This window comes from Desulfobacterales bacterium (genome assembly GCA_021647905.1).
Lineage (GTDB): Bacteria > Desulfobacterota > Desulfobulbia > Desulfobulbales > BM004 > JAKITW01.
In genome coordinates this window covers 1-14,723 of sequence record JAKITW010000075.1, presented here as the reverse complement: position 1 = coordinate 14,723, position 14,723 = coordinate 1, and the positions used below count along the sequence as shown (strand labels likewise).

General features: G+C 58.7%; 11 protein-coding genes. All 11 read left to right on the top strand.

Annotated features, from left to right (window positions below; translation table 11 throughout):
• Positions 1-49 precede the first annotated feature (49 nt).
• The gene (locus tag L3J03_10595; protein MCF6291428.1) at positions 50-208 is read left to right on the top strand and encodes a hypothetical protein; all 159 of its coding nucleotides are present in this window, start codon (positions 50-52) and stop codon (positions 206-208) included.
• Positions 209-265: 57 nt separating this feature from the next.
• Positions 266-1,120, top strand: coding sequence for a hypothetical protein (locus L3J03_10590; protein ID MCF6291427.1), 855 nt, complete (start codon positions 266-268; stop codon positions 1,118-1,120).
• Between the two features lie 287 nt (positions 1,121-1,407).
• Entirely contained in the window at positions 1,408-2,916 is a 1,509-nt protein-coding gene (locus L3J03_10585) for a hypothetical protein (protein ID MCF6291426.1), read from the top strand.
• A gap of 543 nt (positions 2,917-3,459) precedes the next feature.
• The gene (locus L3J03_10580) at positions 3,460-4,644 is read left to right on the top strand and encodes a hypothetical protein (protein ID MCF6291425.1); all 1,185 of its coding nucleotides are present in this window, start codon (positions 3,460-3,462) and stop codon (positions 4,642-4,644) included.
• Positions 4,645-4,802: 158 nt separating this feature from the next.
• Complete coding sequence (locus L3J03_10575; protein ID MCF6291424.1) at positions 4,803-6,941, top strand: hypothetical protein; 2,139 nt, start codon at positions 4,803-4,805, stop codon at positions 6,939-6,941.
• Positions 6,942-7,212: 271 nt separating this feature from the next.
• Complete coding sequence (locus L3J03_10570) at positions 7,213-7,767, top strand: CsgG/HfaB family protein (protein MCF6291423.1); 555 nt, start codon at positions 7,213-7,215, stop codon at positions 7,765-7,767.
• 52 nt (positions 7,768-7,819) lie between these two features.
• Positions 7,820-9,616 carry a hypothetical protein gene (locus L3J03_10565; GenBank protein ID MCF6291422.1) on the top strand — a complete coding sequence of 599 codons (1,797 nt, stop codon included), beginning with the start codon at positions 7,820-7,822 and terminating at the stop codon, positions 9,614-9,616.
• Positions 9,617-9,914: 298 nt separating this feature from the next.
• On the top strand, positions 9,915-10,526 hold the full coding sequence (locus L3J03_10560) for a hypothetical protein (GenBank protein ID MCF6291421.1): 612 nt from the start codon (positions 9,915-9,917) through the stop codon (positions 10,524-10,526).
• A complete protein-coding gene (locus L3J03_10555; GenBank protein MCF6291420.1) occupies positions 10,514-12,136 on the top strand; it encodes a peptidyl-prolyl cis-trans isomerase in 1,623 nt (540 codons plus the stop codon). Before L3J03_10560 ends, L3J03_10555 begins: the two co-directional genes overlap by 13 nt.
• Before the next feature lies 1 nt (position 12,137).
• Positions 12,138-14,078, top strand: coding sequence for a hypothetical protein (locus L3J03_10550; protein MCF6291419.1), 1,941 nt, complete (start codon positions 12,138-12,140; stop codon positions 14,076-14,078).
• Positions 14,078-14,723: hypothetical protein (locus L3J03_10545; protein ID MCF6291418.1), on the top strand; the 646-nt coding region annotated here is incomplete at its 3' end. The genes L3J03_10550 and L3J03_10545, both read left to right, overlap by 1 nt.

The following is a 14,723-nucleotide window of genomic DNA, read 5'->3' as shown; positions in this document are numbered from 1 at the left end:
GCCGTGACGGCAAAAGCGGAATTTGAAACAACTTCGGCATGATATGCTTATGGGTTCCGAATCGCCGTTGCGGCGAAGCGAGTTCCTGCTTGATAGCCTGTTTATGAACAGCCGGCCCTTTTCAATGGAGCGGCCGTTGGTAGAAGAAGACCCCTTTCCCGACAGGAGGGGGTTTACTGAATGTTTACGTTGGTCCTGCTGCGTGTGAAACATTTATATTTTTTTATGAGTTCAGCATAATTTCAGGAGAGAAGAGGGGAGAGGAATGGTTACAGGAAAAAGAAAGGGCCTTATCGGTCTGGCGGCCGCCTTATTACTGTTCGGCGGCTTGATCTTCGGTCCGGCCGCATCGTCGGCAGGCGGTGACTGGGACAACGTCTATGACGTGGCAATCACTCCGATGACCGTGCAGGACTGCGGGCGTTGTCATACCTCGCATTTTGCCCGGCTCAAGGAGAATGGCGCCAGGCATCAGCAGGTGGTCTGCACCGAGTGCCATCAGGTTTTTCATGCCTATAACCCGATGAAAAACAACTACGCGGAACTCATGCCCAGGTGCTCCAGTTGCCATGATGCACCCCATGGAACGGCGCCGGAGGTTATGCAATGTCTGAACTGCCACACTGATCCCCACCAGCCCCTGGCCTCGATTCCCGATCCGGCCCTGCTCGAGGACCGTTGTCGCAAATGCCATGCGGATATTGCCGCCATGCTGACCGCCAAGCCGAGCAAGCATACGGAACAGGAATGTTCGTCCTGCCATTCCCAGAAGCATGGCAGGATTCCGCAGTGTAATGAGTGTCATGAGAACCATAGCCCGCTGGCCGAGTTGGCAACGGCCGATTGTCTTGCCTGCCACCCGGTGCACACCCCGATGGAGATCAGCTACCCGCTGACCCAGGCCAAGACGGTATGCGCCGGCTGTCACGAGGAGGCGTTCGATCTGCTTAATGCCCGGACCACCAAACATTCGGCCCTTACCTGCGCCAAGTGTCATCCCCGGCACGGGTATCTGCCGGATTGCCGGGAGTGCCATGGAGAACCGCACGGCAAGGCGGTCCACCAGAAGTTTACCTCCTGCGGCACGTGTCATTCCATTGCCCACGATGTGCAACGGTAAATTTCCGGCGGCCGGGTTGCTCCATGATGATTGAACCGTAACGAGCCGACGGCCCGGGCCGCGCCAGCGCCGTTCTAGCGGGCCGGTCATTACTGGAGGGAGTTGCTGCTACGTCGGTTTCAGGGTACGATGAGAGAGAATAAGGGGAGCGTTCTTATTAATATTAATAGGATCGCTCCCCTTTTTTTGGGTGATAACCGGCAATCCCTGCCGGGAGATTCCGCCGGGCGCCGGGTGCGAAAGGCGGGCAAAAAGATGTCCTGCCGTGGCATGGGGGGCCGGCTTAATTGAATTTATTGCAGGGATTGATATTCATCAAGCGGGTAGTGGACGGAGTTCAACTCCGCCGGGTTACGCTGGCGGCCGCCTTGCTTGTTCTGTTTCCAACGGCGGGTCTGCCGGCGACTGCCGCGGTTCCGGCCGCAAGCGAGTATTATACCGTCCAGGTCGGCAGTTACGACGCCGGTGGCGCGCAAAGGAACTACGCCCTGCTCGAACAGTACCTGACCGGCGATGATCTGGACCATCTGCGGATCGAAAAGGTTAATGGTTTTCACACCGTGCGGATCGGCAGGTTTGTTGATCCGGGCCCGGCCCGTCTGCTCCTTGAAAAGGTAAGCGGCAGATATTCAAGCGCCCTTGTCCTCAGCGCCTATCTTAAGAATGAGAGGATCACCAGGATTTATCAGGGGCCGGAGGTTGAGGTGGTGGCTACGCCGGCCGTGTCCGTTGATGGTGCGCCGGAGAAACCGGAGCGGCCCGGGGAGCCGGAAAAAGCGGTCAAGGCGGTAAAAGGGCCGGCGCCGGCCACCAAGGACGGCGGAAGGGTGGAATCGGTTGCCAGGGAGAAACGAAAAACAGACCTGTTCGCCAAGCCCCTGTTCGTGGTGGACCGGGACGATAGCGGGGACCCTCTTGGTATTCCCATGGGTATGTTTTACGACCGGTTCATGAAGGAGCTTTACGTTTCCGCCGGTTTCAGGGGCAACCGGGTCCTGGTGTACGGGGCTGATTATTTCCCGCTCCTTTCCCTGGGACCCGGTCGCGGGATCGGCTCGCCAAGAGGGCTTGCCGTTGACCGGCAGGGCCGGCTCTTTCTCTGTCAGCAGCCGGATTCCAACCATCCATACGGTCGGCTTTCGATCCTGAATCCCGCCATGCTGCCCGAGCGGGAGATTGTCTTTGACGGCTCCCACGGCCTTGGCGGCAACGGTTCATTTCTGCCGGTCCGGGTTGCCCTGGGCAGGAACGAAAAGATCATCTACCTGGTGGGCAACAAGGGTGCCGGCGTTTATCTTTTTGATATTACGGGGAAATACTTGCGCCACCTGAATGTTCCCCGGTCCCGGGTGCTGACCGGCGGATCTGAGCTGACTCCCGGCCTGGCCGGGAGGGCCCCGGAATTTGTTGCGATCAACGATGTGGTTATCACCGGAAATCCCGGCCGGATCTATCTCTTAAGCGACGAGGTCGACCGGGTGATCGTCTATGACACCATTACGGAGGAATTCTTGTTTGCCTTTGGTCTGGGCGGCGGTTCTTACGGCAAGCTGAGCCGGCCCAGGGGGATTGCGGTTGATGAAAAGCGGCAATTGGTTTATGTTGTCGACTACATGCGGCATGCGGTGTTGATCTATTCGCTGGAAGGTGAATTTCTGCATGAATTCGGCGGGATCGGCTCCACTCCCGGGGTTTTTTCCTACCCCAACGGGATTGCGGTCGACGCCGATGGGCATGTGATCGTGTCGGAGATGTCGAATCAAAGGTTGCAGGTCTTTGAGGTCATTGAAAGATGATGAACTCGTAGAAAACCCGAAAGTTTCAAATGCCACCGAATAAAATCAACAAGTTACAACATTAGTCACGTCCGTCTCGCGGTTGTTGCGAGACCGACAAAGATGATACTGACAATTATTGTCAGTTCAGCATTTTTTTGAGGGAAAAGACAGTATTTATCCTGCGGGGAATTCTGAGCGGATTCCGGTCAGGAGCCTTTGTCAGGAGTTGTTGCCGCATTAATTTGTGATGAACTCGTAACAACCCGAAAGGCTTCAAATGCTACCCAATAAAATCAACAAGTTACAAGACGAATCACGTCCGTCGAGCGGGTTGTTGCGAGACCGACAATTTGTGGTTCCGGATGATGTAAAAAGATCGGTTTGCGGATCAGTGGCATGAAAAATGCTTTTATAATATTATTAGGCCTGTTTCCCGGTGGCACGAGTCATTCGAAAGGGTGAAGAATTCGGGGTCGGGACCATCAGTGCCGAGAAAAACAAGGTTGGAGTCACGACAAAGTGGCTCGGGGAAGAACATATCTTAACAAGGAGGATAGCTGGATGAATCTTAAGTCCCTTCAATGGAAACGGATCGGATTATGGACCGGCGCGATGGTTTTGGCATCCGCGGTGTCGGCCTGGGCGGTCGGCGAGTGCTATAACTGCCATACCATGCACGGAAGTCAGGATGGAACCGCGTCAACAACCATGGGCTCGCAGTTGACCGAGGCCAATGACGCCGACTCGGCCACCGCCGCCGGGGCCGGAGTCGCCCGGGTGTCCAGCTGTCTCGGCTGTCACCAGAGCGCTACCGCCAACGTCTCCGACGGCACCAGCCTCACCTCAAACAGTGGCCGGCCCATTGTCTACACCTCGGTCGCGCCCACCTACTGGAACGGCACGACCGGCAACACCCTGGCCGGCGGTGATTTCTACTGGGTGGCTGATTCCGGCGGCAATACCGACAACACCGGCCATAATGTCCTGGGCATTGCCGCGGTGGACGGCGCCATAGGTTACGCCCCGCCCGGCTGGCGGACCGGCATGCCGGCCGGCGGCACCGATGCCGACGCCGGCAACGGCTGGGGCAGTGTCAACGAGCAACTGCGCTGCTACGGCGCCAACGGCTGCCATGGCGACCATGGCAGCGCCACCCTGCAAGGGGCTCACCATGACAATACCGATGGTTTGACGGATACCGCCAGCACGGTGGGCAACAGCTTCCGCTTCCTGCTGGGGATCAAGGGACGGGAGGACTCGGACTATGAGTTAGCCCCTGACAATACGGCCCACAACCAGTACTTCGGCGAGGCCAGGTCATCGGATCTGAAGAGTCTGACCACCACCATGTCCTATTACTGCGGCACCTGCCACGGTATTTTCCACAGTGAGGCCACGGCGGCCAGTGCCGACGGTCTGACCAGCGCCGCTGCCTCCGTCTTTGGATCACCGTGGTACCGGCATCCGGTGGATATCGACCTCCAGGCCCAGGGCAGCGAGTATACCGCCTATGCAACCTATGATCCCATTGTGCCGGTGGCTACCAGCAATGCCAGTATCACCCTGGTGGACGGAACGGTGCAGACCGCGGGCAACGGCCTGGTTACCTGCATCTCCTGCCACCGGGCCCATGGCTCACCCTATGCCGACCTGCTGCGCTGGCAGTATTCCGATATGATTGTCAAGACCACCGGAGCCGGTCAGGGCAAGGGCTGCTTTGTCTGTCACAGCACCAAGGACGGCTAGGCTTGTTTTCAGTTGAAGCCACACCCCCGGGGTCCGGACCCCGGGGGTGAATCCGCACCCGGGGTTACGGGTGCGGGCGGCCGGAGGGGTATTTCCCGCGGCTCGCGGCATAACGGACCGGTGCGGTGTTCGTTCCTTGATCAACTAATCGCCTACAGATGACATCATTACGGCCACATGGGGAAGCGCTGCCGAAATTTTACGCAACCAGCGGACCGGGCCGGAGCCCAGCCGGCGGGATCGGCCTGTTCCTCCTGGTGCTGGTTGTTGCCGTCCTGCCGGGCCTGGGTGGCCCGGCAATTGCCGGGCCCGTCATTGTCTTCAATGGGATGAGTTCCTATGAAAATCAGTGGCAATCCCCGGAGAAATACAGAAATTACGAGAACATGCAGATCGACGACCAGTTTTCTCTGTCGTCCGCCATGTCCTTGAAAGGTTCGCTGCGCTATTCCAGGAATGAAACCGGTTCCGTGGTCTCGACCCTTACCGAGAATCTGCAGCCGACCCTCTCTTTTCTGATCACCAACGATATCTTTCATTTCAACCTGACCGGAACCGCCAGTGAGAGCATGAATTCGGAGAGCATCGACACCAGCCGGCGCACCCTGTATGCAACCTGGCGGAGCGCCTGGCAAAAGAGGTTCTGGCCGTCGCTGGGCCTGTCGGTCAATCATAGCCGCCAGCAAGACGACTCCAATCCCCGCACCATTAATCTGGAAAACTCGAATCTCAATTTTACCAGCCGGTTGAATCTGGACCCGGTTGATCTTTATTACTCCTACTCCCTGGCCAAGGATGAAAACCTGGTCCGGATAAGCGAGGCCCGGTCCATGACCCATTTTGCCCGGCTGCGCGCGGCCCGCCAATTCTGGGACGACCGGCTGAGCGTGAATCTGCAGCAGACCGCAACCCTGAATCACCGGGAGACCAGGGATATCATCATCAGCGGCACGGCCTCGGTCCAGTTCCCGGCCCCGACCGTTAATGGCGGCCCTGATTCCAATCCCACTGTCACTGCTGCCGGGGCCCTGGGGTTGTTGCCGGCCACCACCGACCCGTTGCAGCCGATAGGGATTGCGATCACCCAGTCTGATCTGCGTAACAGCAATACCATCTATCTGTACACCAATGGCGTGGATCAGACCGATAATGTCGCCAACCTGACCTGGGATCTCTATATCAGCAATGATCTCGGGGGCACCTGGACCCTGATGACCGCGGGGTTCGTTCCCGTCTACAATGCGACCCTTTTGCGGTTCGAGGCCGTAGTGGCCGGGGTGGCCGGGCTGGAGATCAAGTTCATTGTCCGGCAGAACGCGGTGTTGCTGCCACCGATTCCCGCCGCTGTCACCTTTTCCAGGGTCGAGGTGTTCCGGGATATTGCCGGCACCGGTTCGTTCCTTGAGCAGGCCCGGGATACTGATTTTTACAAGACCGATGTCAGCGTGTCGGCCCGGCCGACCATGGCCACCACCTTGTCCTACAGCATGTCCCTGGGGGTTGCCCGGCCGGCGCCGGGGGACAACTCGGAGACCGTGAACCAGACCGCCAACCTGGGCTGGGTCATCAGCCCGACGCTTTCCTCCCGTTACTATATCAGCGACAACCGGCGGTTGGCAAGCGGGTCGCAGAACAGTATCGCCCGCAACTACGGGGCCGGTCTGTCCCTGGCGCCCCTGGATACCGTGCTGGTTGATTTGGGGGTCAATCGGGCCGAGTATTTTCTCAACGGTTCGCGAACCACCGAAACCAACAGCGCTGTCCTGGGCGCCACCGCGGACTTGTACCGGGACCTGAACTCCCGGCTTAATGTCAGTTATTCCGAGACCGGCAACCCGCGGTCGCAAACCCAATCAAGGGCCTTTACCACGCTCCTGGGAGCGACCGCCCGTTTCAACCCGAGGTTGACCGTTGATTTATCCGAGGGCTATAACAACACCTGGTCAAGCGGTTCCGGGACAGTCACTACCCTTGAAACCAGGACCTCCCTGGCCTGGCGTCTTTCCGACCTGACTTCTTTACGGATGAGCGGTTTCTACACCATCTCCGATCCAGGCGACAACAGCGGCCGATTCAATACCGACCTGGCGATGAAACTGACCAGAACCATGCAGATGCGGGCCGGGTATAACATCCTGGTTGCCGCCGAGACCACGCAGTTGCTCAACCTGGGCTGGGACTGGAGCATCAGCCGGCAGTTGTCCCTGCATGCCACTGGCAATTACCAGATCAGGGAGGGGGATGATCCCTGGAGCGTGATCAGCCGCTTGAATATGAACTTTTCGAACAGGAACTAACGGCCATGCCCAGGAGGGCACAACGACGCATGAAAATCATTGGCCATTGCTGGAAAACTGTTCGGCATATGCTCCGTGCCGGCCTTCATCCAAATCGCGTGACCGCGATTTGGATATAACGCGGCTTCGCCGCTTGGTTAAGGATGGAAACTTTCCCATAAAGCGTCCGGCATACGGTTATGAAGCCGGGGAGAACCCGACGTTTTTTAAGAATTTTGTTGAGATGAACAGGAAACAAGGGGACAGGGGAATAATGCAGCGGAATTATTTTTTGGTACTGATACTGATACTGGGGCTGCTTGGGTCGGGATGCGCCGCCGGCAGGCACACGGCAAGCTATCAGCGGGGGGAGGTGGACCTGGCCCTGGTCGGACAGATAGCCGTACTGCCGTTTGCCAATAATACCAGCGACAGGTATTCCGCCCGGCGGGTCCGGGAACTGGTCGGCACCCAGATTCTGGCCATGGGTCTTTTCGACATGGTGGACAACACCATTGTTGACAGCAAGTTGGCTGAGGAGGCGATCGAGGCCGATGATCCCATTGATCCGGCGATCTTGAAGCGCCTTGGCCAGCGCCTCAATGTGGAGGCGTTTCTCCTGGGCTCGGTCGACCAGTATGAAAAGACCAGAAAAGGCACCTACCAGTTCCCGGAGGTGGCCCTTACCCTGCGGCTGGTGGCGGCCGATTCCGGCACTATTCTATACCAGGCCAGCGGCTACCGGAGCGGCGAGACGCTTTCCGCCAGACTCCTGGGGATTGAGCCCCGTGACCAGTACCAGGTCACGGTGGCATTGATCAATGATCTTCTGGCAGAGATACGGTAAGCGGACAAAGATCAGGGGAAGATGGACGGCAAGGCAATGATCGGGTGACAGTATGGACCTGAAAGAGTACAGAATAGTGCGCAGGCATGTGGTTGTCTGGACCCTTGCCGTCTTGCTGCTCTGTACCGCCTCTGTTGGCGGGGCGGTGACCGTTGCGGTTATTCCCCTTGAGGATCTGAGCCGCGGCGGCAGGAACGGGGTCAGCCTTGAATTGACCGATTATCTTGCCCGTAAACTGGCGGACAGGGGTGTCGAACTGGTCCCGGAGCCGGAGGTGATCGCCTATCTGAGCCGGAACCGGATCCGGCGGGCCGGTTATTTTGACAGCAGGAATATCCTGCAGACCCGGGACCAGCTGGGGGCCGATTTCCTGCTGTTCGGCACGGTCTGTCAGCTCAAGGATGATAAAACGTCACCTGCCCTCGGTTTATCCCTCTACCTGGTGCGGACCGATGATGCCAGCCCGGTCTGGACCAGGTCGATGGGCATGAGTATCATCGATGTTCAGCGGCTGCTCGGGATAAGCGAGCCCGAGACCATGGAGGATCTCCTGCCGTTGCTGACCAGGAATATCCTGGCCGATTGGCCGGACAACCTGGAAGAAATAGCGGTCCGGCCCCTGCGCCAGTTCGGCCGGAAAAGTATTGCCATGAACGTGGACCTGGACACCGTGCTGCTGGAGCCCAGGTTTGCCCGGTCCGGCGAGGAGATCAGGTGCCGGGTCCGAATCCGGATCCGGAACGGCGCAGTTGAGAAACCCCGGGTCTTCTTCCGGGTCGGTAATCGGGTTCTGTTTGCCGGGGAAGTCCGGCCGGATCCCTTCCGGCTGGTTGAGCACCCCCTGCCGTATAATGATATGCCCCATAATGAGGTGATGCGCGAGACGCCGCACAACGAGGCCGGGATCGATGCGCCCCTTGATAGTGCCGGCTTGGACCGGAGGATTTATGAATACGAGGCCATCTGGAACAGTTCCGAGGTTGCGGAGGACCGGTTGGCCGCCAATGCCGCCGAGGAGCCGGTCAGACTGGCATCGGCTTCAATGGATCCCATTGATCTCGAAGGAATCTGGTCCGGCGGACGGACCGGGGAAACGGTCAGCATCCCGGTCAGCCTGGTCATGCACTGGCCTTCCGGTGAGAACAAGAGCATGTATCTTGGCCGGTATACCCTTGACGATCAACCGCCGCAATTGACCCTTCAGCCCCGGGGCAGGCGGATCAACGAGATCATGGCCTTTCGCGAGGTGATCAGGATCTATCCGCGATTTATCCGCAAGGAGGCCATTGACCGTTGGGAAATCACGGTCCTTGATAAGGACGACCGAATGGTGATCCGGGAAGCGAAAAAAGGAGCAGTGCCGCCCTTTTTTGTGTGGGCCGGCCAGACAATGAAGGGCTATCCGACCTCTCCCGGTCAATATACGGTTCGAGTGCGGGCCTGGGACCGCGCCGGCAACGAGGGTGAGGCCGTTGCCCAGGTTGCCTTTTTTCCTGATCCGCCCAGGGTGCGGTTCGACGCGGTGGACGGTGACCGGAGTCTCGCCCTTACCCTCCGCTCTCAGGGCGAGGTCCCGCTGGATTACTGGCGGATGGAACTCTGGAGCAGAAACAATGAACTGGTCAAGGTTGTCGATGGCGTGCAACTCCCGGTAACCGTTGAAATATCCCGGGAGCAGGCCGGACAACTCAATGGCGTTGTTTTTTTGAAGAATATTCTTGGGGCCAGGTCGCAGGACAAGATCGACAACCTGCTGCTGGCCGACCGGTCGGAGACCCCGGAAGAGGCCGGGCCCGAGGCGCCGGCCGAGCCGGTCCCGGTCGAGTCTGACTGGTTGTCGGATTTTTAGGAGACAGGGGTCAGAGGACAGAGGACGGAAGACGGAAGACGGAGGACGGAGGACGGAGGACGGAGGACAGAAAAAACAGTGGACAGGGGACAGTGGACAGTGAACCAAGCACCAAGAACCAGGCACCAAGAACCAAGAACCAAGAACCAGGCACCAAGAACAGTGAACAGAACAGTGGCCGGAAAAAACATGGGGCAGTGATTGTTGCTTGGACTATAATCTTTCCCTGACCCCTGACCCCTGACCCCTGACCCCTGACCCCTGACCCCTGACCCCTGACCCCTGACCCCTGACCCGTATGGCGATGTTTCATAAAAATAATACTTATCGGCCGGCCCTTATCATATCACTGCTTGTCGGCCTTTCCGCCTGTGCTCCGGCCAGGCTCGATTTTAAACAGCTCGCGCCGCTGCCCACCGACACGGTCTGCCGGGTGATGGTCCTGCCCTTTGCGGACAACAGCGGTTATCCCCGGGGCGGGATGATTTTTTCCCGGATCTTTGCGGCGGACCTGATCGAGGCGGGTAATTATCTGGTTCCCAGCGAGGGCGATATCAAGGAGGTCTTCAGGCTGCTGAAGATCTATCCCCGGCAGGAGTTGAATTCCGAACAGATCCGGTTGCTGGCCGAGCGCCTGGATGTCCGGCTGGTGATTACCGGCACCCTGCTGGAATTGGACGAGACCGGGGTGGGACGGGACAAAAAACTCGGCCTCGGGGTTCTGGTCGGAATATATGACGGTCGGACCGGGGCCCGGCTGTGGACGACCTATAACCGGAGAGATGGCGACGATTACCGCAAGATCATGCATTTTGGCGTGATCAACAACATAACCCAGCTTGCCCATATGGTTTCAAAGGAGATAATCAAGACATGGTTCGACCGGGGATTAACCAGATGCACCGACTGATCAGAGTATTTTTTTTCCTGGCCGTGCTGCTGCTGCTGTCAACCGGGCCGCTCGGGGCCGGTGGATTGCCGGACAATGAGGAACTGGCCTCCATAAACGGCCAGGTTTATACGGTTGCTGATTTCCGCAATTGGTGGAACAACTGGCGGGAAGCGGAAACCCGGTTTCCCCCTGGTCCGGAGCCCTTCATCGACTGGCACCTGCTTGTTCAGGAGGCCGAGCGGATGGAACTCTACACCGTGCCGTCGTATCTCGACAAGGTCCGGGTGTTTTTGCAGGCCCGTTCCCTGATGCAGATGAAGTATGATGAGATTGATTCCCGGATCAGTATCAGTGAAAAGGAGATCAGGGACCTCTATTCGCGGGAATATACGCCCCGCCGCCGGATTGAGATCTTTTACTTTGCCGATGAGGAACAGACCGAATCAGCCTTCAGACAGTTGAAGTCCGGGGCCGTCACCTGGGATGAATTGGGCCGCCGGCCGGAGGATAAGGACGGTCCCCAGTTTAAGGAGGAGAAAACCGTCCGGCCGCGATCATCCCTGCCCGGCGACTGGCAGGAAACCCTGATGGGCATGGAGGCGGGCCAGGTCGCCCTCCTTTCCCTGCCAAAAGGGCGGGTGGTGGTCTGGGTGCGGGAGCTGATCAACGGGGATGAGGATGATTATGAATCGGTCAAGAAAGGAATCAGGACGAGATTGTGGAACCGGGCCGAAGCAGAGCTTAATAACAAAATTGTCAGGCGACTGCGGGACAAGTTTCATGTAACCATCGATGAGCAGCTGCTGGCCGAACTGGACGTGCTGGGGGAAGTTGACCGGGAACTCCTTGACCGGCCGGTGGTTACCTCCGACCTGTTCGCACTCTCCCTTGGCTATGTATACGATAAGGCCCGCAAGGGCATCGAGGTGCGGAACCGGTACGCCTATACCGCCGCGTCTGTCCAGGGACTTAAACAGGGGATCGTTGACAGCTATATCAACCACCGGATCCTGGTTGAGGAGGCGATGTTGCGCCATTATGAGGAAAGGGATCCGATCCGGCTGCCGTACCGGTTCTATACCGAGAACCGGCTGATCAAGGAGTTGGAGACCCGGGTTTTCCGGGCAAACGCCACGGTGAGCGGCGAGGAGATCAGCCGCTATTACCAGGAGAACATCGACCGGTTCCGGCAGCCGGTCAGGGTCAGCCTGGCAGCGGTCAAGCTTGGCAATGACGAAAAAATCATCGAGAGAATGTGGAACGATATCTCCCGCGGCGAGGATTTTTTTGAAGTGGCCCGGCGGAACGGGGTCGAGGTGGGGACCGTCCGGGAGATGGATCGCGCCAACCTGGACCCGGCCGTTGCCAAGGTGGTGGCCGGGCTGGCGGTGGGCGAGGTGAGCCGGCCGTTTCCGGTCAATCAACAGAAGACCATGGTCCGCCTGATCAAACGCTCGGGCGGCAACCCGACCCCCTTGTTCGAGGTCCGGGATCGCATTGTCAAGGAGCTTCAGCAAGAGAAGTTCGAGCGGTTGCGCTCCGAATATCTGGCCAGGCTGAGGGATGTGTCAACCATTTCGGTGCGCCGGCAAGTCTGGGATCGGCTCCGGGATGAGATCGGTGATTGAGATGTCGGGGAAGAGGATATTGTTCCGGGTTGTTTTTCTGATCGCCGCCATTTCCCTGGTCCTGGGCGTTTCTTCCCCAGAGGCGGCGAGAAAGGGGATCAGGCCCCGGAAACAGTGCGTGGACTGCCATGCCGATCTGGCAGAGAAGTTCCGGCAGGGCGTGGTCCATGCCCCGGTGCGGGAAAAATGCGAAATCTGTCACCTGCGCCACGGCCTGATCGGCGGGGTGCAGCTCCGGCAGAATACACCCTGGCTCTGTTACTCCTGTCATGAGGGAATCAAGTCGGCCGCATCCGGCTCCGTTGTCCATGAACCTGTGCGGGAAGGCAACTGTAAGGCCTGTCACGCCACCCATAACAGTGAATTTCCCGGACTGCTGGTCAGCGCGGAAAAGGAGACCTGTTTCAACTGCCATGACCGGGCGCTGGTCGGTGGCCGGATCGTTCACGCCCCGGTGCGGGAGGGGTGCATCACCTGCCATCAGCCCCATGGCGGTGACCGCCCGGCCCTGCTCATCACCGATAAAAACGGGCTGTGTTTGGACTGTCATGACGCTGCCGGTGACCGGTTCCGCGCCGCGCATGGTGGATACCGGCCAACAGAGGGCTGCCTGGACTGCCATGACCCGCACAGCTCTGATCGGCCCGGCTTGTTGCGGAAGCAGGTACACCAGCCGGTCCTGGATCTGGCCTGTGATCGCTGCCACCAGGCCGGTGACCTGTCTTCCTTTGCCGTTCCGCAGACCGGCGGCAAGCTTTGCCTGACCTGTCACCGGCAGGAGCAGGATGAAAAGATGTCGCTGCACGAACCGTATGCGCAAAATGAATGTGCAACCTGTCATGCCGTGCATGCCAGTGATTTCGACCACCTGTTGCGGGACCGGCCCGGGCTGGTCTGCGGCAAGTGTCATGATCCGGCGGCCAAGGATGCGCAGTCTGTTCATCAGCCGGTAAAACAGGGTGAATGCCTTGCCTGCCATCAAGGGCACGGCTCGGCAACCCCTCTGCTGCTTAAAGCGAAAACAGAAGTCCTGTGTTTTTCCTGTCATCAAAGCGGTTCGCTGGGAACAGGCGAGGTGGCGCATCCTGATGTGAGGTCCGGCAACTGTCTGGCCTGTCATCTCCCCCATGACTCGGCAGAGCGGAGCCTGTTGCGCGAAAATGAAAAGCAACTGTGCCTGGCCTGTCATCCTGAAACCGCAACGCAGATGACCCAGGTGAGTGTTCATCCTCCTTTTATGCAGGGCAACTGCTCCGGCTGCCATAACCCCCACCGGGCTGGGGAAAAGGGAATGTTGCGCCGGAACGCGCAGGACGGCTCCCTGTGCCGGCAATGCCATTCGGATCAGGACCGGCCCTTAATGACAAAAAAACATCCGCCCTATGCCCGGGGTCAATGCCTGGCCTGTCACGAAACCCATGCGGCTGATCATAACTTTGTCCTTAAGGAGGATGCCGGCCTCCTCTGTCAGGGCTGCCACGCCGAACAGGTAGCCGTGATGAAGAAGATGAGGGTTAAGCACGAACCGGTTGCCGGGATGAAGTGCGGTGCCTGTCACCATGCCCATGGGTCGGCCAATGACAGCTATCTGATAAAGGGGCAGCCGGGGCTCTGTATCACCTGTCACCGTGAGGTTACACGGTTCTGGCAGGACGGGGTGGCCCATGAACCGGCCAGGGAGGACTGCACCCTGTGCCACGCCCCCCATGGTTCCGAAGAAAGAGGGCTGCTCAGACAGCCCCTGGCCGGTCTGTGCGGGGAGTGCCACCAGATCGGTGATCCCGTATTTCTCCAGGCCCATCACGGCATAAAACCAGGACCGGATTCATGTGTCACCTGCCATGACCCCCACGGCGGCCCGGACAAGACGCTGTTATACCCGGTGGTTCATCGCCCGTTTGCCGATGGCTGCCGACCATGTCACAAGGGAGCTGATCGCTGATGTTGTTTGACCGTCTGTATCTTGTTTTTAGCATTGCCCTGGGCATCGGCCTCCTTGCGCCGGCCATTGCCACCCCGGCGGCGTCGAGCTGTTATACCTGCCATGATCGACAGGGCTTCAGTAAGAGAGTGGTACACCAGCCGGTGGCGGCGGGCGAGTGCACTGCCTGCCATAATCCGCACGTGGCCAGGTTTGCCGGGCTTCTTGCAAAACCGTTGGCAGAACTCTGTTTTTCCTGTCATGACGGCAACGGCCCGGGTTTTACCGGCCGGGTGGTGCATCAACCGGTGCTTGACGGCAACTGTCTGGCCTGTCATGACCCGCATAGCGCGGATGGCAAGGGACTGGTCAAGGGCGGTCTGGCCGGGATCTGTTTCAGTTGTCATTCCGGCCTCAAGAAACAGTATAAGAGGACCCATAGTCCATACGCCAGGGGCCAGTGTACTTCCTGTCACCAACCCCACAGCAGTGAGAGTCCCCTGCTGCTGAGAACGGAAGACGCCGACGATATGTGCTACACCTGCCATAAGCGGGATTCGGTCCGGCAGGGCCACCGGAACTCGCCGGTCAAGGTCAAGGGGTGCCTCTCCTGCCACAACCCCCATGGCAGTGCTCGCCAGGGGTTGATTCGCCACGTACTCCCTT